Source organism: Thioalkalivibrio sp. ALE16, assembly GCF_000381305.1.
Lineage (GTDB): Bacteria > Pseudomonadota > Gammaproteobacteria > Ectothiorhodospirales > Ectothiorhodospiraceae > Thioalkalivibrio.
Map to the genome: position 1 here is coordinate 36,826 of NZ_KB906357.1, position 19,727 is coordinate 56,552.

The 19,727-nt window shown below is 67.0% G+C and carries 17 protein-coding genes and 1 riboswitch; of the genes, 14 read left to right on the top strand and 3 right to left on the bottom strand.

Annotation, left to right across the window (positions count from 1 at the left end; translation table 11 throughout):
• Positions 1–17 precede the first annotated feature (17 nt).
• The 4 genes from apbC (at position 18) to F627_RS0104685 (ending at position 2,987) form a co-directional block, all read left to right on the top strand.
• The gene (gene apbC, locus F627_RS0104670) at positions 18–1,109 is read left to right on the top strand and encodes an iron-sulfur cluster carrier protein ApbC (protein ID WP_018866875.1); all 1,092 of its coding nucleotides are present in this window, start codon (positions 18–20) and stop codon (positions 1,107–1,109) included.
• Between the two features lie 31 nt (positions 1,110–1,140).
• On the top strand, positions 1,141–1,707 hold the full coding sequence (gene dcd / locus F627_RS0104675; RefSeq protein ID WP_018866874.1) for a dCTP deaminase: 567 nt from the start codon (positions 1,141–1,143) through the stop codon (positions 1,705–1,707).
• Positions 1,708–1,735: 28 nt separating this feature from the next.
• A complete protein-coding gene (locus F627_RS0104680) occupies positions 1,736–2,641 on the top strand; it encodes a carbamate kinase (RefSeq protein WP_019583417.1) in 906 nt (301 codons plus the stop codon).
• 124 nt (positions 2,642–2,765) lie between these two features.
• Complete coding sequence (locus tag F627_RS0104685; protein ID WP_018878383.1) at positions 2,766–2,987, top strand: hypothetical protein; 222 nt, start codon at positions 2,766–2,768, stop codon at positions 2,985–2,987.
• 40 nt (positions 2,988–3,027) lie between these two features.
• Here the strand turns inward: F627_RS0104685 and F627_RS0104690 are convergent, their stop codons facing one another.
• The 3 genes from F627_RS0104690 to fnr all read right to left on the bottom strand — a co-directional run bounded on the left by F627_RS0104690 (position 3,028) and on the right by fnr (position 4,913).
• Positions 3,028–3,597 (bottom strand): DUF2058 domain-containing protein, encoded by a 570-nt coding sequence (locus tag F627_RS0104690; RefSeq protein ID WP_018866871.1) that lies wholly within the window; start codon positions 3,595–3,597, stop codon positions 3,028–3,030.
• A 97-nt stretch (positions 3,598–3,694) separates the two neighbouring features.
• Positions 3,695–4,186: a DUF2390 domain-containing protein gene (locus tag F627_RS0104695; protein WP_019583418.1), complete on the bottom strand. Its 492-nt coding sequence runs from the start codon at positions 4,184–4,186 to the stop codon at positions 3,695–3,697.
• Complete coding sequence (gene fnr, locus F627_RS0104700) at positions 4,179–4,913, bottom strand: fumarate/nitrate reduction transcriptional regulator Fnr (protein WP_018866869.1); 735 nt, start codon at positions 4,911–4,913, stop codon at positions 4,179–4,181. The genes F627_RS0104695 and fnr overlap by 8 nt, the downstream gene beginning before the upstream one ends.
• Positions 4,914–5,192: 279 nt before the next feature.
• On the opposite strand from fnr, the gene F627_RS0104705 reads away from it, so the two are divergent.
• The 10 genes from F627_RS0104705 to cobA all read left to right on the top strand — a co-directional run bounded on the left by F627_RS0104705 (position 5,193) and on the right by cobA (position 19,717).
• Positions 5,193–6,431, top strand: coding sequence for a cyclopropane-fatty-acyl-phospholipid synthase family protein (locus tag F627_RS0104705; RefSeq protein WP_018866868.1), 1,239 nt, complete (start codon positions 5,193–5,195; stop codon positions 6,429–6,431).
• A gap of 131 nt (positions 6,432–6,562) precedes the next feature.
• Complete coding sequence (locus tag F627_RS0104710) at positions 6,563–8,461, top strand: hypothetical protein (protein ID WP_018875754.1); 1,899 nt, start codon at positions 6,563–6,565, stop codon at positions 8,459–8,461.
• An 87-nt stretch (positions 8,462–8,548) separates the two neighbouring features.
• Positions 8,549–8,796: riboswitch (cobalamin riboswitch) on the top strand.
• Positions 8,797–8,937: 141 nt separating this feature from the next.
• Positions 8,938–10,821: a TonB-dependent receptor domain-containing protein gene (locus F627_RS0104715; protein ID WP_019583419.1), complete on the top strand. Its 1,884-nt coding sequence runs from the start codon at positions 8,938–8,940 to the stop codon at positions 10,819–10,821.
• Positions 10,822–10,825: 4 nt separating this feature from the next.
• Positions 10,826–11,380, top strand: a complete 555-nt coding sequence (locus F627_RS0104720) for a cob(I)yrinic acid a,c-diamide adenosyltransferase (RefSeq protein ID WP_026332026.1) — start codon at positions 10,826–10,828, stop codon at positions 11,378–11,380.
• Between the two features lie 111 nt (positions 11,381–11,491).
• A complete protein-coding gene (locus tag F627_RS0104725) occupies positions 11,492–16,042 on the top strand; it encodes a cobaltochelatase subunit CobN (protein ID WP_026332027.1) in 4,551 nt (1,516 codons plus the stop codon).
• 137 nt (positions 16,043–16,179) lie between these two features.
• On the top strand, positions 16,180–16,623 hold the full coding sequence (locus F627_RS0104730) for a MotA/TolQ/ExbB proton channel family protein (protein ID WP_018174775.1): 444 nt from the start codon (positions 16,180–16,182) through the stop codon (positions 16,621–16,623).
• Positions 16,620–16,910 (top strand): DUF2149 domain-containing protein, encoded by a 291-nt coding sequence (locus F627_RS0104735; RefSeq protein ID WP_018138715.1) that lies wholly within the window; start codon positions 16,620–16,622, stop codon positions 16,908–16,910. The genes F627_RS0104730 and F627_RS0104735 overlap by 4 nt, the downstream gene beginning before the upstream one ends.
• 52 nt (positions 16,911–16,962) lie before the next feature.
• The gene (cobO, locus tag F627_RS0104740; protein WP_019583422.1) at positions 16,963–17,577 is read left to right on the top strand and encodes a cob(I)yrinic acid a,c-diamide adenosyltransferase; all 615 of its coding nucleotides are present in this window, start codon (positions 16,963–16,965) and stop codon (positions 17,575–17,577) included.
• Positions 17,574–18,866 carry a cobyrinate a,c-diamide synthase gene (locus F627_RS0104745; protein WP_019583423.1) on the top strand — a complete coding sequence of 431 codons (1,293 nt, stop codon included), beginning with the start codon at positions 17,574–17,576 and terminating at the stop codon, positions 18,864–18,866. The genes cobO and F627_RS0104745 overlap by 4 nt, the downstream gene beginning before the upstream one ends.
• The gene (gene cobA / locus F627_RS0104750; RefSeq protein ID WP_019583424.1) at positions 18,863–19,717 is read left to right on the top strand and encodes a uroporphyrinogen-III C-methyltransferase; all 855 of its coding nucleotides are present in this window, start codon (positions 18,863–18,865) and stop codon (positions 19,715–19,717) included. Before F627_RS0104745 ends, cobA begins: the two co-directional genes overlap by 4 nt.
• The last annotated feature ends 10 nt before the right edge of the window (positions 19,718–19,727 follow it).

Consider the following 19,727-nt stretch of genomic DNA (forward strand, 5'->3'; position numbering starts at 1 on the left):
TGGATGGAACGAACACCATGGCCGAACTCTCGCGCGAGCAGATCGAAAACGCCCTGAAGACTGTTCAGGACAAGTACCTGGAGCAGGATTTGGTGGCCGCCGGCGCGGTCAAGGACATTCAGGTGGAGGGCGCGCGCGCCTCCATCGCCATCGAGATGGGCTACTCCTCGAACGGCTATCACGACGAGCTCCGCGCAGCCATCCAGGGGGCGCTGGCCGGGGTCGCCGGGCTGGAATCCTCGGAAGTGACCATCAACACCAAGGTCACGACGCACGCGGTGCAGAAGAGCCTCAAGCCGATGGCGGGGATCAAGAACATCATCGCCGTGGCCTCCGGCAAGGGCGGGGTGGGCAAGTCCACCACCGCGGTGAATCTGGCGCTGGGCCTGGCGGCCGAGGGCGCGCAGGTCGGCATCCTGGATGCGGACATCTACGGCCCCAGCCAGCCGCGCATGCTGGGCATCAAGGGCAACCCGGAGTCCAAGGATGGCAAGAGCATGGAGCCGCTGGAGCGCCACGGCGTACAGGCGATGTCCATCGGCTTCCTGATCGAGGAGGACACGCCGATGATCTGGCGTGGCCCGATGGTGACCCAGGCGCTGGAGCAGCTCCTGAACGAGACTAACTGGAAGGATCTGGACTACCTGATCATCGACCTGCCGCCGGGCACCGGCGACATCCAGCTGACGCTGTCGCAGAAGATTCCGGTGTCCGGCGCGGTGATCGTGACCACGCCGCAGGACATCGCGCTGCTGGACGCCCGCAAGGGCCTGCGCATGTTCGAGAAGGTCGAGGTGCCGGTGCTGGGCATCATCGAGAATATGAGCATCCACATCTGCTCGAAGTGCGGCAACGAAGAGTACATCTTCGGCCAGGGCGGGGCGGAGAACATGGCCGAGGAGTACGGCGTGGATATGCTGGGCGCCCTGCCGCTGGACATCCGCATCCGCGAACAGGCGGATGGCGGCGAGCCCACCGTGATCGCCGACCCGGATGGGCGCATTACCGAGATCTATCGCGAGATCGCGCGGCGCACCGGCGCCAAGCTGGCGGAGCAGTCCAAGGACTACAGCAGCAAGTTCCCCAATATCGTGATTCAGAACAACTGATCCGGCGAACCGCCGACCAGGGACAGGGCCAATGAGCATCAAGTCGGACCGCTGGATCCGGGAGATGGCCGAGACGCAGGGCATGATCGAGCCCTTCGAGCCCGGCCAGATCCGCTACCGCGACGAGGAGCGGATCGTGTCCTACGGCACCTCCAGCTACGGCTACGACGTGCGCTGTTCGGATCATTTCAAGATCTTCACCAACATCAATTCCAGCATCGTCGATCCCAAGGGCTTCGACGAGGGCAGCTTCGTGGATGTGCAGTCGGATGTCTGCATCATCCCGCCCAACTCCTTTGCCCTGGCGCACACGGTGGAGTACTTCCGTATCCCGCGCGATGTGCTGACCATCTGCCTGGGCAAGTCCACCTATGCCCGCTGCGGCATCATCGTGAACGTGACCCCGCTGGAGCCCGAGTGGGAGGGCCACGTGACGCTGGAGTTCTCCAACACCACGCCGTTGCCGGCCAAGATCTACGCCAACGAGGGTGTGGCGCAGATGCTGTTTCTGCAGTCCGACGAGGTCTGCGAGACGTCCTACAAGGATCGCGGCGGCAAGTACCAGGGGCAGCGCGGCGTCACCCTGCCGCGGACCTGACACCCACCAAATCCCCCGGAGGACCGCCATGCGCATCGTGATCGCGCTGGGCGGCAACGCCCTGTTGCAACGCGGCGAGACGCCCTCGGCCGAGGCCCAGCAGCGCAACGCGCAACAGGCCGCCGAGGCGATTGCCGCCGTGGCGCGCGAGCACGAGGTGGTCGTCACCCACGGGAACGGGCCGCAGGTTGGCTTGCTGGCCAATCAGGCGGAGTGCGATCGCATCGCCTGGCCGCTGGACGTTGTCGGCGCCGAGAGCCACGGCATGATCGGCTACATCCTGGCGCGCGAGCTGCACAACGCACTGGGGCATGACCGGGTGGCGAGCCTGCTGACGCAGACCGAGGTCGACCCCAACGATCCGGCCTTTGGCCATCCGGAGAAATTCATCGGCCCCACCTGGGATGAGGCCCGTGCTCGTGCGCTGGCCGACGAGCGCGGTTGGGATATCGCGCCCGACGGCGAGGGTTGGCGGCGCGTGGTAGCCTCGCCCGAGCCGCAGCGGCTGCTGGGCATGGAGGCTGTGCGCAGTCTCGTGGAGGGCGGGGCGGTCGCGATCTGCGCCGGTGGCGGGGGTGTGCCAGTCGCGCGCGACGCGGCCGGGCGCCTGCAGGGCATCGAGGCTGTGGTCGACAAGGACCTGACGGCCGCCCGTCTGGCCGCGCATGTCGAGGCCGACTGGCTGCTGATGCTGACCGATGTCGACGGCGTCTATATGGACTGGGGCACGCCGGACGCTCGGCGCTTGAAGGCCCTGCTGGTCACGGCCGTGGAGCCGGCGGCCTACCCCGCGGGTTCCATGGGCCCGAAGATGGAGGCGGCGCGGCGCGCGGCGCAAGGCGGCATCCGGGTCGGGATCGGTGCGCTGGGGCATGCCGCTGATATCCTGGACGGCCAGGCCGGGACCCGCATCCTGCCGGTCGGCACCGTCTGACAGAAAACCCGCGGCGTGGCGGGTCTCAAGGGCGGATCCCAAGCCCGTGATCTTCACGCCGGCGCTTGCGCGCCGGGCCGCGGGCTTGCACGCTTTGATCTGAAAACACCCGAGAGCGATAGCGATGCGAGAGATTCAGCGAGCGACCCCCCTGGTGATCGGACTGACCGCCGTCGGCCTGCTGGCACTGGGCTGTGGCAACGGCGCGCCGGAGGAGGAGTCGGCGGGTGCACCCCAGAGTCTGGGGGAGGGGGGGCTGACCCCTCAGGACATGTCCAGTGACGAGGCACGGCGTCCGCAGCAGTCCGGCATGCCGGCCGCGGACGTGAAGCGCACCACGGACTGACGGACTCGCGGGGGCGCCTGCCCATGCGTGCCCCGTGCCCTCACCACATCAGGTCATCGGGAACGACGTAATCCTTGTAGGGGTCGTCCGGGTCGGGCTCGGACGACGCATCGTCCTCGGCCGGAATCACCAGCGGCCATTCCGGATCGCGCTCGCGGATGCGGTCCGCTGTCTCCCGCGGGATGACCCGGAAGCCCTTCTCCGGCCGGATATCCAGCCCCGCAATCGCGGCGCGCCCGTCGGCCAGGCGCTTTTGCAGATCCGCTGTCACCGGTAGGTGACGGATCTGCCCCCCCTGCTGAAAGTGATAGTCCAGCGCGGCATCGCCCGTGGGGATCGGCGCCAGGTGGGTGCTGACCAGCTCGCGGATCTGCGCGTGGCGGGCGCGGCGTTCGGCACGCTCCTGCTGTTCGCGGTTCTTCTGCCGCGAGCGTTCGGCCTGCTCGGCCTTGCGCGCCTCGGCCACGCCCGGCTCGGGGCCGGTCTTGCGGTCCTTCTTCTTTTTCGCGTTGCCCTTTTGCGCCTGATGCTTTTGCGCCTTGGCCTTGCGAACCTGTTTTTCGTCCACCAGCCCCGTCTTCAGGAGCTGGGTGCGCAGATCGTCGGACATGAATCCTGCCGTGTAGGGTCTGTATGCCGGGGAGGATAGCCGGAACCGCCAGCGCATGCAGCCGGCATGCCGCTACGTACGTCCCTGCGTGGACACGCTATTGAGAACACCGATCCGGAGTGTGTGGCGCGTCGCGGATCTCGGCCTCCGGCAATGCGGGGAACAGCGTGTGCAGTCGGCGCCGGTGGTTCACGGCGTGGGACCGGCTATCCGGCGTCGAGAGCTGGCGGGCCTGCGCGAGCAGTTGCAGGCCCGCCAGGCGCTCGCTCTGGAGTTCGAGCGCGAGTACCGCGCGGTAGAGCGTGTCGCGCTCGGGGGTGTGCAACTGGCGGCGCAGGGCGCGGATGCGTCCGGTGGCTGAGGTCTGCCAGCGGCGGGCGGTTTGCGCGAGCCGTTGCCACTGAGAGGTCGTCAGCGGTCGGGGGTACCACAGGGCGAACAGCGCCAGCATCACATCCACCCCGAAGTCCTCCTGCCAGCGCAGCAGGCGCGCGCGTGCATCGGGGTCGGCCCAGAGGGTTCCGGCGAAGCGCCAGAAGGCCTCGAAGTCCGTCGACGGCTCTTCCGGGGTGCCTCCGGATTCAGGCACTGCTCGCGGCGGAGGAGGTGAACGTCACCCCGGCGGTGTTCCGCAGACTCTCGGGCTCCAGGATCTCGAGGTCGCGGGTGTGCAGGCTGATTACGCCCTGGTTGCGCAGCTGGGTGAACAGTCGGCTGATGGTCTCCTGGGTCAGGCCCAGGTGGTTGGCGATGTCGGCGCGCGACATCGGCAGGTAGAACCGCTCGGGGGACAGGCCGCGAGTGCGCTGGCGTTCCGACAGCCCCACGAGGAATGTCGCCAGGCGCTGCTCGGCCGTGCGCTGGGCAAGCAGCGCATGCAGGCTTTCGTCCTGCGCGAGCTCCTGGCTCATCACGCTCATCATGTGCTGGCGGAACGTGGGCAGGCGCCCGGCGAGGTCGTCGACATGCCCGTAGGGCACGGCACAGACGCTGGTGGATTCCAGGGCCACGGCACTCACCGGGTGCTTGCCCGAATGGATCGCGTCCAGTCCCAGGAGGTCGCCGGCCAGGGCAAAGCCCGTGATCTGTTCAGTGCCGTCATCGGAGATCAGCACCGTCTTCAGCGCCCCCGTGCGGACCGCATACAGCGCGTCGAACTTGGCCCCCATGGTGAACAGGGCCGCGCCCTTGGCGATCGGCCGGCGCTGCTGGACGATCTCGTCGAGCTGCCAGAGCTCGTCCTGCGGCAGGCCGACCGGCAGGCAGAGCTGGCGCAGGGTGCAGTGCTGACAGGCTTGGGTGGGTCGTAGCGTCATGAGTGCAGGGTAGCCGTTTTTTCGGAATTGGGGAAAGGGATTTTCGGGGTCTGCCATCACGCTCGGGAATGCGCTACTGTCCCTGTGGAATGCAGGTGATTCGGGTCGGGGTTATTACGGGTCTCGAAGCGGCGCCGGCCGCCCACTTCACCGCGCGCGGCATCAGGCATGGACAACGCGAGATAACAATATTTAGACTCAGTTTACATTGGGTGGCGCGGCAACGGCCTGGAACCCACGCGTTGCGCACGGGCCGCCGAGACAAGGACAGGAGTCAAGATGATCGAGCGGTTACTCGAGCAATACATGCGCTACGGGACCTTTGTGCTGCGGCACCCGGATGGCCGCGAGCAGCGTTTCGGTAGCGGTACGCCGGAGATCACGATGCAGCTGCATGACCGGGCGGCGCTGCGCAAGATCGGTCGCGATCCGGGATTCCAGCTGGGCGAGACCTACATGAACGGCATGTGGTCGCCTGGCCCCGAGGGCCTGCAGGTGTTCCTGGATGTGGCTATGCGCAACTTCGCGCCGATGTTCCAGCAGCGTGTCAATCCGGCGGTGCGTATGCTCCGGGCGCTGATCGAGCAGGGCAACAAGGTGGCGCGCTGCTATCAGAACATCGCCCATCATTATGATGTAGACGAGTGGCTTTATCGCCAGTTCCTGGACGAGGGCATGTTCTACAGTTGTGCCTACTTCGAGCGGCCCGATATGACGCTGGAGGAAGCGCAGCAGGCCAAGTGCGCGATGCTGCGCAGGAAGCTGCGCCTGGAACCCGGCATGCGAGTCCTTGATATCGGTTGCGGCTGGGGCGGCCTGGCCTTCCATCTGGCCGAGCACGCGGACGTGCAGGTCGACGGCGTGACGCTGTCCCGGGAGCAGCTGCGGGTGGCCCGGGAGGAGGCCGGGCGACGCGGGCTGGAGGATCGGGTGCGGTTTCTCTACCAGGACTACCGCGAGCACGAGGACCAGTACGACCGGATTGTCAGCGTCGGCATGTTCGAGCATGTCGGCACACCCAACTACGGTACGTTCTTCCAGCGGGTACACGACCTCCTGACGCCCGACGGCATCGCCGTGCTGCATACCATCGGGCGGCAGGAGCCGCCGGGCACCTCCAACCCGTGGCTCAGCAAGTACATCTTTCCGGGCGGGTACACCCCGGCGCTGTCCGAGGTGATGAGTGCGCTGGAACCCACCCCGCTGTACACCACGGACATCGAGTTCTGGCGGCTGCACTATGCCGAGACACTGGCTGAGTGGTACCGCCGCTTCCAGAAGGTCCGGGCCGAGGCCGTGACGCGCTTTGACGAGCGCTTCTGCCGCATGTGGGAGTTCTATCTGGCCAGTTGCGAGGGGACCTTCCGCTGGTGGGGACAGGTGGTCTTCCACGTGCAGATGGCCAAGCAGCAGGACGCGGTGCCGCTGACGCGCGACTACCTCTATCGCGACGATGCCTCCGAGGTGGTCTCGATCCCGCCCGGCGAGGCCCAGGCACGGCGCAGCAACGCGGCCTGAGGGGTGGCCGAATGCGCCGGGAACGGCGCGAAAACGGGGCCCGGAGCGCGCGAACCGAACGTACTTTCCCTACACTAATGGGGACGTTGCGGCCATGCCGGCGGTGACCATCCATTCCGGAGCAGGGGCGCGTGTTCGGTCGCTTTCGTAAACGCAGGGAGGCACCGGGTCAGGAAGACCCGCAGGCCGTCGGGCCGTCGCAGGAGAACGTCCTGATCGAGGCGGCCGGCCGCAGCCGCATCACCGAGGTGGCGGCCACCGCGCGGCGCGTCCCCTGGTCGCTCAATTTCCTCCAGCTGCTGTGGGCGGCGGGACCGGTCACGTTCCTGGCCATGCAGGGCGGGTATTTTCTCGGTTTCGGGCATGCCGCCCCGGCACAGAACTTCATCTTCTTCGCTGTCTACACCCTGCTGTTCGGGGTGATCGGCCTGGTGGCGCGCTTTGTCGCCGATGCCACCCGCGGCAAACGCCAGGAACAGTCGCGCGACCAGCTGCGCAACACGATCGACCTGCTGCCGGACCTGCTGTTCGTGACCCGTGATCTGGCCATGAGCGAGCTCGCACCGGACATGCGCCGGCGCAAGGCGGCCGAGGTGCTGCTCCACGAGGTGGATATCTCGCCCGAGGGGGTGGCCGTCGCGGTGCGCGAGATGACCGGCGATACCAGCCTGGCGGCTGCCGCGGAGCAGATCGAGATCTATCGCCGCCTGGGCCTGCGCTCGCGCGTGGGCGATCTGGTGGGCGCGACCGAGGATTCCCGGCTCGCGGCCCTGGAGAAGCTGCACCACGAGGCCCCGGAGGTCGCCGACCTGCTGCGCGATCGGCTGCGCGGCGTGGCGCCGACCCAGGAGGATGGCGTGCGCCGGGTGGACCAGTTCCTGGACCGCCTGTTTTCCGCCGCCGATGCCGACGACCTGGCCCGGTGCACCCTCGACGATGTGCAGGCGATCTTCGTGCTCGCGTTCGAGCTCGTGAACGGGCGCCAGATCAAGCGCCTGAGCTTCGAATGGTCCGGTGGCTGGCAGCTCGGGGCTGCCCTGGATCGACTGGAATCCCAGGGCAACCGCTTTCGCGTGGCGCAGGCCGGGGTGGTCAGTCGCCTGCGCTCGCTCGGTATTCTGCTGTCCCAGAGCGATGCCTCGGGGCTGGACCCGCAGGTCCTGCGCGAGCCCGTAACCGACCTGGGGCGCCAGGTCCTGGAGGCACTGCGCACCCTGGAGGATCGGGAACCGGGGGAACATTCGCCGGAAGGCCAGCTCCTGGGGCTGGCACTGCGGCGGGTCGAGGACCTGCGCGAGGCGCGCGACCAGCTGATGCAGGCGCAGAGCCGTTACGCCAATGCGGTGGAGCGCTGGGAGGCCCTGCGCCGCGCCCAGGTGGAGAAGCGGGGCGAGAAGCGCTGGTTCAAGCGCAGTGTGCGCGGTATCCGGGTCAGCGAGGAGCTGATCGAGCTGACCGATGACCAGAAGCTGAAGCTGGCCAACGACTTCTGCAACTTCCTCAGGGAGCTGAAGATCCAGCGTGAGGGCGATCTGTTCTACTTCGGAGGGGCAGCGCTGGACGCCGAGACGGCCAAGCGCATCGGCATCCAGCTGGCCCTGATCCTGGAGCCGCTGGTGGACCTCACCAACCCGAGCATCCAGCGCGCGATCTACGCCAACCCGGCCGCGTATCTCGGGGGGCTGTATGTGGGCATGAGCGCGGATGCCAAGGCGGGTCTGGGCTCGGCCATGGTGCGCAAGGTACGCCAGGATCTCGGGCGCATGGCCGAATGGCTGGCGATGCGCCTCACGCGTATCTATCACCTGCCTTTGAGCGATTCCATGCGCGATTTCCTGGTCGAGCAGTACGGCGCCAACCGCGAGCGCCTGGACATGCTGGCAACGCATGCCGGCGACGAGTCGCATCCCGTGGCACTGCGCGCCGAGCGGTCGCCCGAGTTTGACGCCATGCTGCAGGACAAGACCTGGGGCCTGCTGCTGAAGCGCGGGACCCGCTATCTCCACGCCGAGGAGCGGCGCCGCCGCTGATGATCCGTCGCGACGGGCCTGGTTCGACGGTTCCGGTTGTGCGGGATCGAGTCTCCCCCGGCTGGTAATTTTGCGCCCAATTGTGTAGTGTTCGCCGCGTTCCCCGGTGCCCGGCCAGGCTCGACCTGGCGGGTTAAACGGGAAGTTCGGTGAGTCCGGGCAGGTCTCCGAGGCCTGCGGACGAAACCGACGCTGCCCCCGCAACGGTGATCGAGCGAGGGACCGCCCGACGGTCCCTGATGGTCGCGGCCAGTGCCACTGAACATGATGTTCGGGAAGGCGCCGCACCGGAACGCTCGTCAGCCCGGAGACCGGCCAGGGAATGATCGCGCGGCATGCGGCGGGCATGCGAGGCGGATGATCGGGCCTGGCCGCTAGCCGGTTGTGGCCGATCCCCCTCGTGTCTGTCTCCCCCTGTTCGCGCGATCCCGACGAATCAACGGCGTGCGGGCGGCTCGCCGGGAGACACGGACGACATGAAACGCACAGCACTTTCCACGGCCATCCTGCTGGCCCTGACCCCCGCCCTGGCACACACCCAGGACGCCCCCGAAACGGAAGCCCAGACCCTCGACACTGTTCAGGTGACGGCGAGTCGCATCGCTCAGACCGTCGACGAGACCCTGTCCTCGGTCACCGTCATCGATCGCGAAGAAATCGAGCGTCTTCAGCCGAAAGAGGTTGCTGATCTACTTTCCGCGCGGGCCGGCTTGGACGTTACTCAAAACGCTGCATACGGCAAGGAAACCGCGGTGAGAACCCGCGGTACGGAGTCCGGTCATACGCTCTTGCTAGTCGATGGGGTACGCATGGGGTCGGCAACCTCCGGCTCCCCGACTTGGCAGTTCCTCCCGGTTTCTGAGATTGAACGCGTGGAGATCGTTCGTGGCCCGCGGACCAGCATCTACGGTTCTGACGCGGTAGGCGGCGTGATCCAGGTGTTTACGCGCGAGGGACAAGAGGGTCCGCCGAAGGTAAATGCCTTTGTTGGTGGAGGCAGTTTCAATACCCGGGAATTTGGCGCCGGTGTGGCCGGTGGAACCGGACGAACGGATTACAGCTTTTCGTTTGGTCATTTCGACACGGTTGGCTTCGATGTTCAAGACGGTGTAGGGGACTCGGATGCGGACGGTTTTGACAACACCTCGATGTCGGGGAAGGTCGCCCATCGGCTGGATAATGGGGTCGAACTGTTTGGTTCATTGTTGTACTCGGAAGGTACGAGTGAATTTGATGGGTTTGTGGACGAGACCGAGTTTGTCCACGCAGCTATCCGTGGGGGCGTGCGGCTACCGGTAGCCCGGGATTGGGATACGGAAATCAGCGTTTCCCAGAGCCGCGATGAGAGCGACAACCTGACCTCGGGCACGTTCTTCTCGCGATTCGATACGCGCCGCGACATGCTCGACTGGCGCAACGACATCGTGCTCGGGTCTCGCACCCTGCTGATTGCAGGAGCCGATCTGGCCGAGGAACATGTCGACGCCACGGACAACTTCGAACAGGACTCGCGATACAACGCGGGCGTCTTCTCTGTCTTGCAAACCTCCGTCGGACGACACGATCTCGAAGGTAGTCTGCGTTACGACGATAATGAGCAGTTCGGTGACAAGGTAACCGGCCAGGTGGCCTGGGGTACCGACTTGACTGGTTCCACCCGTCTCCGTGCGTCGTATGGAACAGCCTTCAACGTACCCACTTTCAACGATCTCTATTATCCCTACGAGGAGTTCTTCGACTGGGAGACGGGTGTGCAGACCGGTTCTTATCAAGGTAACCCAGATTTGAATCCAGAAGAGTCGCAGACAATCGAGGTGGGTCTTCGCCATGCTTGGGATGGGTACTATATGGACGCCGCCATTTTCCAGACGGATATCGAAGACCTGATCCAGATTTCTGGAGACTTTGATCGTCAGCCGGAGAATGTCAGCCAAGCGCGCATCCGGGGTTTGGAGCTCGAAGGCGGGTATGCCTCTGGGGGGTGGCATTCGCGCATGAGCTTGACCCTGCTCGATGCCGAAAACCGCTCACCCATTTTCAAGGGAAACGAACTGACTCGTCGGTCTCCTGTATCGGCCCGGGTCGATCTTGATCGCCAATTGGGTGACTTCTCCGTAGGGGGCTCGGTCATCGCTCGCGCCCGGAGTTACAACGATGCCGCCAATAACGAGCGGTTGTCCGGCTATGGCTTGCTCAATTTGCGTGGCTCGTACGCCATCACGCCCGAGTGGTCCGTAGAGGCGTCGCTGAACAACGTGTTCGATCGGGATTACGCACTCACCCGGAATAGCTTTAATGGTGTGGACTACAACCAGCCGGGTCGGGCCGCCTTCGTTAAGCTCCGCTATCAGCAGAGGTAAGACCATGGGAAATCGACTGTCGAGGATTGCGACCCGTACGGGTGACGAAGGCCGGACTGGGCTGGGCGATGGCTCGCGGGTGGACAAGGACAGCCACCGCGTCGAGGCCTTTGGCGACGTGGACGAGCTGAACAGTGTCGTGGGCCGGGTCCTGGTCCACGACCTGCCCGAAGAGGTGCGTCGCTCGCTGGCTCTGGTGCAGCACGAGTTGTTTGATCTCGGAGCGGAACTGGCCGTGCCGGGGCATCAGGCCCTCCCGGAGGCTTCCGTGGAGCGTCTGGATGTGGAGCTGGAGTCCTTCAACGCCGATCTGCCCGCCCTGAAGGAGTTCATCCTTCCGGGTGGGGGTCCCGCTACGGCCGACTGTCACATTGCGCGAACCGTCTGCCGGCGCGCGGAACGGCGTCTGGTGGCGCTCAATCACCACGAGGCATTGCGTCCGGCGTCGCTGGCCTATATCAACCGGTTGTCGGATCTCCTGTTCGTGCTGTGCCGCGTGCTGGCTCGCCACGAAAACGGTGCCGAGGTCCTCTGGCAGCCGGCCAACCAGCGCGGCTGACGGGTCTTCTTGGGGGCGCCGCAGTGGCGGCGTCCCATTCCCATTGCAACGGTCGAGGCGTGTCGAGTACACGCCTCGCGCCCTCTTGCACCTGTTTATCGGGAAGTTTCCATGCGTTTTCGTTGCACGATCCTGAGCGTTGTCGCGCTTTTTCTTTTCGGAATGGTCCCGGCCCATGCGGGTCCGCTCGTGGTGGGTGTGGTCTCCGATCGCTCGGCGGCGGAGGTGGCCGCTGGGGCGCACCGCTTCCTGGAGGCCCATCCGCAGGCGGAGGTGATCCTGCGGACGCCGGAACAACTCACGGACCAGTCGGACGAGGCGGTATCGGCGCTGTGGCGCGAGGCCGACGCGGTGCTGGTGGCCGCGGTATTCGGGGATCAGGCCGCGCGCCTCGACCGTCTGTTGCGGGAGGCCCCGCCGCCCGAGGCGGCCCCGATTCTGGCGATCAACAGCGTGCGTCACCTGACGGCCCTGTCGCGGATCGGCGGCGAGGCCGTGCTTGCGGGCCTCGATGACGAGATGCGCACCGAACTGGCGGCCAACCCCGACCCGGGTAAAGACCCGCGCGTGCACCTGGCCCAACAGCAGGCGCGTTTCCCCGAGCAGGCGGACTGGCTGACCGGGCGCGCGTTCTATCAGGGGCGTACGCCGGAGAACATGGAAGGCCTGATGCGCTGGCTGGCCGCGCGCGGCGGGCACGAGATCGAAGTTCCGGAGCCGGACCCGCGCGAGACCATCCGCTATTACCGGCATGGGAACTCCACTCCCGACCCGGACGATCTCGAGCTGGACGACGGGCCCGCCGTGGCGTTGCTGGACCTGGACACCGGTGACCGGCCGGGAGACCGCGCGCTTCTGGACGCAGCCTGCGAAGCCCTGGAGGCGCGAGACATCCAGTGCTTTGCGGTGCTGGCGCGCTGGGGCGGGGCCAGCCGCGAGGCGGTCGAGACGCTGGCCGAGGCGGCCGGGCCGGCGGATCTGGCGGGTATCGTCAGCCTGCAGGACTTCGTGGTCGGTGGGGGCGGTAATCGCGAGGCGGTGGCCGAGGCCTTCGGCGAGCTGGATGTCCCGGTGATCAAGGGGATCCGCCTGGCGGATGTGAGCGCAACCCAGTGGCGGCTCTCGCACGAGGGTATCCCCTGGGACAAGGTCCACTATCACGTGGCCATGCCGGAGTTGCAGGGCATGAGCCAGCCGATGGTGCTCGCGACCGCGGGCGCGCCGAAACAGGACGAACGTACCGGCGTGCGCCTGACCCTGACCGAGCCGGTCGACGAGCGGGTCGAGGCCCTGGCCGATCGGGTGGCGAGCTGGCAGCGGCTGCGCCGCCTGGATAACGCGGACAAGCGCGTGGCGGTGGTCTACTACAACCATCCGCCGGGTCGCCAGAACATCGGTGCGGACAAGCTGGATGTCCCCGAGTCGCTGCTGGAGATCCTGCAGCGCCTCGAGGCTGCCGGGTACGACCTGGGCGACGCGGTGCCGGAGGACGCCGAGACCCTGCTGGACATGATCCAGGATCGAGCCGTGAACCTGCCGGAACAGGCGGACGCGCTGGACGCGATCGCCGGCCGGGTCGCCTCGCTGGATCGCGACCAGTATCAGGCGTATTTCGATAGCCTGCCGGAGTCGGTCCGGGCCGAACTGGTGGACGGCCCGATTGGCTATCTGCAGGCACGCCTGGAGGCCGCCAGGGCCGTCGACAAGGTCGAGATCGCGCAAGCTGCGCTGGAAAGCGGTGTCAGTGATCTGCGCCACATGCTCGAGAGTTATCCGCACGCGGCGCAGGAGCGGGCACTGGACCTGCTGGCCCAGTACGAGGAGGCCTGGGAGGCCACGCTGGCGGGGGAGGACGCGCACGCGACCACCGAGCAGTTGCGCAAGGCGCTGGTGCGCACGGGCATCCCCGGCCTGACCGGCTGGGGCGAGCCGCCGGGCGAGGCCATGACCCGTGATGGCGAGATGCTGTTCCCGGGGATCGAGTTCGGCAACGTGTTCATCGGCCCGCAGCCGCCGCGTGGCTGGGAGGTCAGCGAGCGCCTGCTGCACGCCAACACCACCTTCCCGCCGACCCACCAGTATGTCGGCTTCTACCACTGGATCCGCGATCACTTCGAGGCGGACGCGCTGGTCTACGTCGGGCGTCATTCGACCCGCGAATTCCTGCCGCGCCGGCGCGCGGGGCTGGCACCGGATGATTACCCCGAGATCCTTGGCGGGGCCCTGCCGATCATCTATCCCTACATTGTCGATGGCGTGGGTGAGGGCATCCAGGCCAAGCGCCGCGCCATGGGCGTGATGATCAGCCACCTGACCCCGCCGCTGGCGGCCACCGAGCTCTACGACAGCCTGCTGGAACTGCGCCAGCTGGTGGAGACCTACGAGGCCGCCGCACAGCCGGATGCCGCGACGCGCTCGCGGGCCGCCCAGACCCTGCGCGAACGTATCGAGGACCTTGGCCTGACCGAGACCATCGAGCGTGAACTGGCGCGGGGTCACCATCACGATCACGGGCATCACCATGATGGTCACGGTGATCATCACGAGGGGCATCACGACGAGGATGACACTGGCCATGGCGAAGGCCACGGAGACGAACACGGCGATGAACATCGCGACGCGGACCATCACCGGGAACACGGGGATGAAGAGCACGAACACGCCCATGAGCATGACCACGCGGACGAGCATGCGGATGAGGGCCATGATGAACACGCAACGACCGTACTGGCGGAGATGGACGAGGAGTTGCTGGTCCACGAGATCGGGCATTACCTGACCGACATGCAGGAAGACCAGATGCCGCTGGGGCTGCATGTGTTCGGACGCGACTGGAGCGACGAGGCTGTGGACACGATGCTCGAGTCGATGGCGGGTGACGACGCGGTTGGCGACGACTGGGATGCGAAGCTGCGTGGATCCCCGGCCAGCGAGCGCGCGCATCTGCTGGCGGCGCTGGAAGGCCGTTTCGTGCCGCCAGGGCAGGGCAACGATCCGATCCGCACGCCGGAGGTATTGCCGACCGGGCGCAACTTCCACGCGCTGGCGGCGGACCTGGTCCCCACGCGTATCGCCTGGGGTATCGGTCAGGAGCTGGCCGCGGATGCCCGCGAGCACGGCGATCCCGAGGCGGATGGCAGCGAGGCGATCATCCTCTGGGCGTCGGATACCGTGCGCGACGAGGGCGTGATGATCGCCTTCGGCATGGACATGCTGGGCATTCGTCCGGCCTGGAACAGTCGCGGGATCGTCCAGGGGCTGGAGCGCATGGACCTTGATGAAGCCGGGCGCGATCGACGTCGCGATGCCCTTTTTACTACCTCTGGGCTGTTTCGCGACCTCTACGAGGATCAGCTGGTGTGGCTGGATCGTGCCGCCCGCCTCGCGCTGGACGGATCGTCCGAGACCATTCTTGCCGAGTACCCCGAGCTGGAAGAGGCACTGGAAGCGGCGTTGGCCCCGCTGGGGCAGGACCTGCGCGATCCGGGCGCCGAGCCCCTGGCGCGCAACGATGTGGCCGCCCAATGGGTGGAGGACACCCAGGCCCTGCGCGCCGCAGGCCTCAATGGCCTCGAGGCGGGTCAGCAGGCCGCGCTGCGGGTGTTCGGTACCGCCCCCGGGGCCTATGGGGCCGGGGTCAATCGTCTCGCGGACCGTTCCGGGGCCTGGGAGGACCGAGCCGAACTGGGCGCGGCCTATCTGCGCCGGATGGGCCACGCCTACGGGGCGGACGAATCCGGTGGCTCCGCGCACGAGGCCTTCGAGGCCCGGCTGGGCCAGGTCGGGCGCACCTATCTCGGGCGCGCCTCGCACCTCTACGGCCTGCTGGACAACGACGACGGTTTTGACTTCCAGGGCGGGCTCTCGACCGCGGTCGAAAGTATTCGCGGCGCTGTGCCGGACAACCGCGTGCTGCAGCACGCCGATCCGGACGACCCGCGGGTGGAGACGCTGGGCCGCGCGCTGATGCGCGAGCTGCAGGGGCAGAACCTGAACCCGCAGTGGATCGAGCCGCTGATGGACCACGGCTATGCCGGGGCGCGGACCATGGCCCGCGACTTCGTCGACAACCTGTGGGGCTGGCAGGCCACCAATCCCGAGATCATCCGCTCCTGGGTCTGGGACGAGGTGCATGACGTGTATCTGCAGGACCGCCACGGCCTGGGCGTGGACGAATTCCTCGCCGACGGCCACAACGTGCATGTGAAGACCCACCTGCAGGCCGTGCATCTGGTGGCCGCCAGTCGTGGGTTCTGGGAGGCCGATCCGGAGGTACTGGAGGCCCTGTCCGAACGCTTTGCCGAACTGGTGGCGGAACACGGCCTGCCGGGCAGTGGCCACACGCGCCCGGATCACCCGATGCTGGACGAGGTGGCCGAGCGCCTGGAGGACCCCGAACTGCGCGAGGCCTTCGAGGCCGTGCGCGCGTCCGCGCAGATCGATCGCGCACAGGCGGAGGCCGACCCCAGCCGTGTCACCGAGATCCAGCCGCTGGAAGACCCGGCGGCGCAAGAGATGCAGGAGATCCCCGAATCGGCCGAGGCCGACGGCGGGCAGGAGGCTGGCGACGAGGCGGGGGGCATGCCCTGGCTCCCGTGGCTGGTCGCCGGTGTGCTGTTCCTGCTTCTGATCGGTGGTATCGCCGCCGGCCGACGGCGATAACCGCCGCTGGAAATGTCTCCTGTAGGAGGCCAGCCCTCTGGCCGATGGGGTATGTCCGGCGGCTCATCGGCCAGAGGGCTGGCCTCCTACATAAGAACGTGGGAAGCGCTGAACAAAGGTTAATGAGGTAAACGCGAATGCCGTTCTCGATCACGATGGAACTGATGGACACCGTGGTGCGCTGGCTGCTGGAGCCGGTGATCGTCGGTCTGCTGGTGCTGGTCGCGGTCGCCGTGTGGGAGCTTGGGCTGGCACTGGGTGAACGTTCCGGCGGAGTGCGCCGGCTGGAGGCCACCGGTGACGCCGAGCGACTGGCCTACCGCGCACGACGCCGCATCGACCGCGCGGATCTGCTGGCACGCATCGGCCCGATGCTCGGGCTGATGGGGACGTTGATTCCGCTGGGTCCCGGGCTGGCCGCGATGGGCCGGGGCGAACTGGAAATCCTGGCCCAGGCCGTTACGGTGGCGTTCAACACCACGGTGCTGGGGCTGCTGGTCGGCATCCTCGGCTTCCTGCTCGGACGCCTCCGTCGGCGCTGGTATGACGCCGCGATGGAGCGCCTGGAGGCGGCGGCATGAGGGTCCCGCACTACCGCGCCAGCCGCTTCGATGCCCCTGACGAAGAGCCGATGGGCCCACTGGCCAATCTGGCCGACATCATGCTCGTGTTCGCTGTCGGCCTGATGGTGGTGATGGCCGCCTCGGGCAGCGGACTGGAACCGGCCAGCGGCGGTGCCGAGATCGAACCCGGGCGCGAGATCCCGGACCCGCCCGAGGGCGCCGGCGAGGCCGGCTCCGGCTTCGAGTCGATGGGCCAGGTCTACCGTGACCCGGAGACCGGACGCATGATCCTGATCGGTGAGTAGGCCTGCCCCTGCGCGCACCGAAATACGCAATGAACTCAAGGAGTAGATCAACATGAGCGACGACACCGAAGCGGCACGCGCCGAACGCCACGCCCAGCGCATGGCGCGCAAGAAGGAGATCGTGGACCGCAAGATCGCCGAGGCCCAGGAAGAAAAGGGCGTGTTCCTGATCCTGACCGGCAACGGCAAGGGCAAGAGTTCCTCCGGCTTCGGCATGGTCGCGCGCGCCCTGGGACATGGCATGCAGGTTGGCATCGTCCAGTTCATCAAGGGGCAGTTTGCCACCGGCGAGGAGGCCTTCTTCCGTGGTCAGGACCACGTGCAGTATCACGTGATGGGCGAGGGCTACACCTGGGAGACCCAGGACCGCGATAAGGACGTGGCCGCGGCCCGTGAGGCCTGGGCGCATGCCCGCGACATGCTGCGCGACCCGAACGTCGATCTCGTGCTGCTCGACGAGCTGCATATCGCCCTGAAGTACCAGTACCTGGATGTGGACGAGGTGCTGGAAGACCTGGCGAACCGCCCGCCGATGCAGCACGTGATTAGCACCGGCCGCGCCGCGCCGAAGGCACTGATCGAGGCCGCCGACACCGTGAGCGAGATCGGCGTGGTCAAGCATGCCTTTCAGGCCGGCATCAAGGCGCAGAAGGGGATCGAGCTGTGAGTGTGAGCTGCCCCGCGGCGTTCGTGGCGGCCCCGGCCTCGGGGCAGGGCAAGACCACGATCACCGCCGCCATCGCCCGTTACCACCGCAACCAGGGTTTGCGCGTGCGCGTGTTCAAGACCGGCCCCGACTTCCTCGACCCGATGATCCTGGAACAGGCATCCGGGCATCCGGTCGACGCCCTGCATCTGTGGATGGTCGGGGAAGAAGCCTGTCGAGCGATGCTGTACGAGGCCGCACAGGATGCCGATCTGATCCTGGTCGAGGGCTCGATGGGGCTGTTCGATGGCGATCCCTCCGGGGCGGATCTGGCGCAGGCCTTCGGTTTGCCGATCCTGGCCATGGTGGACGCCAGCGGCATGGGCCAGACATTCGGGGCGCTGGTGCATGGCCTGTCGACCTACCGCCCGGGTCTGTCCTTCGCGGGCGTGATTGCCAACCGGGTGGGCAGTCCGGGCCATGCGCGGATGCTGGAGGATTGCACCCCGGAGGCGATCCGCTTCTTTGGTGCCGTGCAGCGTAACGAAACGCTGAGTGTCCCGGATCGTCACCTGGGGCTGGTGCAGGCCGGCGAGATCGCCGATCTGGATGCGCGGCTGGAGGCGGCAGCGGCCGCGATTGAAGAGGCTGGGGTGACAGGGCTCCCGGAGCCGGTGCGCTTTGATCCGGAAACAATTGCGCCGATCGAGGCGGCGCTGTCCGGCGTGCGCATTGCGATCGCGCGGGATGCGGCTTTTGCTTTCATGTATCCGGCCAACCTGCGCCTGCTGGAGAAGATGGGCGCCGAACTGCGGTTCTTTTCCCCGCTTGCGGGGGACGGGTTACCAGAGGCCGATGCCGTCTGGCTGCCGGGTGGCTACCCCGAGTTGTATCTGGATCAGCTGTCCGCCAATGCTGTCCTGAAGTCGGACCTTGAGGCCCATCATGCGGCGGGTCGCCCCATCCTGGCGGAGTGCGGGGGCTTTCTCTACCTGCTGGATGAACTGGCCAATCGCGAGGGTCATGCCGCGGCCATGGCCGGGCTGGTGCCGGGCAAGGCCCAGCTGGCAGACCGCCTGCAGGGTCTGGGGCTCCAGGCGGCCCCGCTGCCGGAGGGCGAGCTGCGCGGGCACACCTTCCATCACACCCGCTCCGAGGTCGGGCTCGAGCCCTATGGCCATTGCTGGCGCGCGCGCGGGACGGGGTCGCAGGGCGAGGCGATCTATCGCGATGGTCGCCTGACCGCGACCTATCTGCATGCCTGGTTCCCTTCCAACCCGGAGGCCACGGCCCAGCTGTTTCGAGCATGAGTGATCGACCGTGGGACAATGTGACGCGGATCGGGCCCGGGGCACCCGCCGGGGCCCGCCTCCCGTTGCGCGGCGAGCGAAAGCCCGGCTGCGTGGATCTGGTCGGCGCGGGGCCGGGCGATCCGGGCCTGCTGACACTGGACGCCGTGGCCGCGATGCAGCACGCCGATGTCCTGCTGCACGACCGCCTGATCCCGGAGGCGATCCTCGAGCTGGCCAACCCGGAGGCGCATCGCCTGTATGTGGGCAAGGCCCGCTCACGGCACAGCTGCGATCAGGGGGACCTGAACGAGCGCATGATCGCGCTGGCCCGGGAGGGCCACTACGTGGTTCGCCTGAAGGGTGGAGATCCGTTCGTCTATGGTCGCGGCGGCGAGGAGGCGGCGGCCATTGCCGCCGCCGGGATCCCCGTTCGCATCGTGCCGGGGATTACCGCAGCGGGTGGCTGCGCGGCGTATGCCGGGATCCCGCTGACCCATCGCGATCATGCCTATCGCTGCCAGTTCGTGACCGCCCACCGGCGTGCCGGCGAGACCAATCTGGACTGGGCCTCGCTGGTGCATCCGCAGCAGACCCTGGTCGTCTACATGGGGCTGCATACCCTGGCCGAGGTCTGTGGCGAGATGATGGCGGCGGGTGCGGACGGCGCGATGCCGGCCGCGCTGGTCGAACAGGGGACGCGCCCGGGCCAGCGTGTCATCGAAGGCGTTCTGGCCGACCTCCCCGCGCGGGTGGCGGATCTGGATATCCAGTCGCCGGCGCTGCTGATCGCGGGCGAGGTCGTGCGCCTGCGCGAGACGATCGCCACGCAGGGTGCCGAGTCCGTCCCGGGAACGCATGAAACCGGCTGAGCAGAACAGC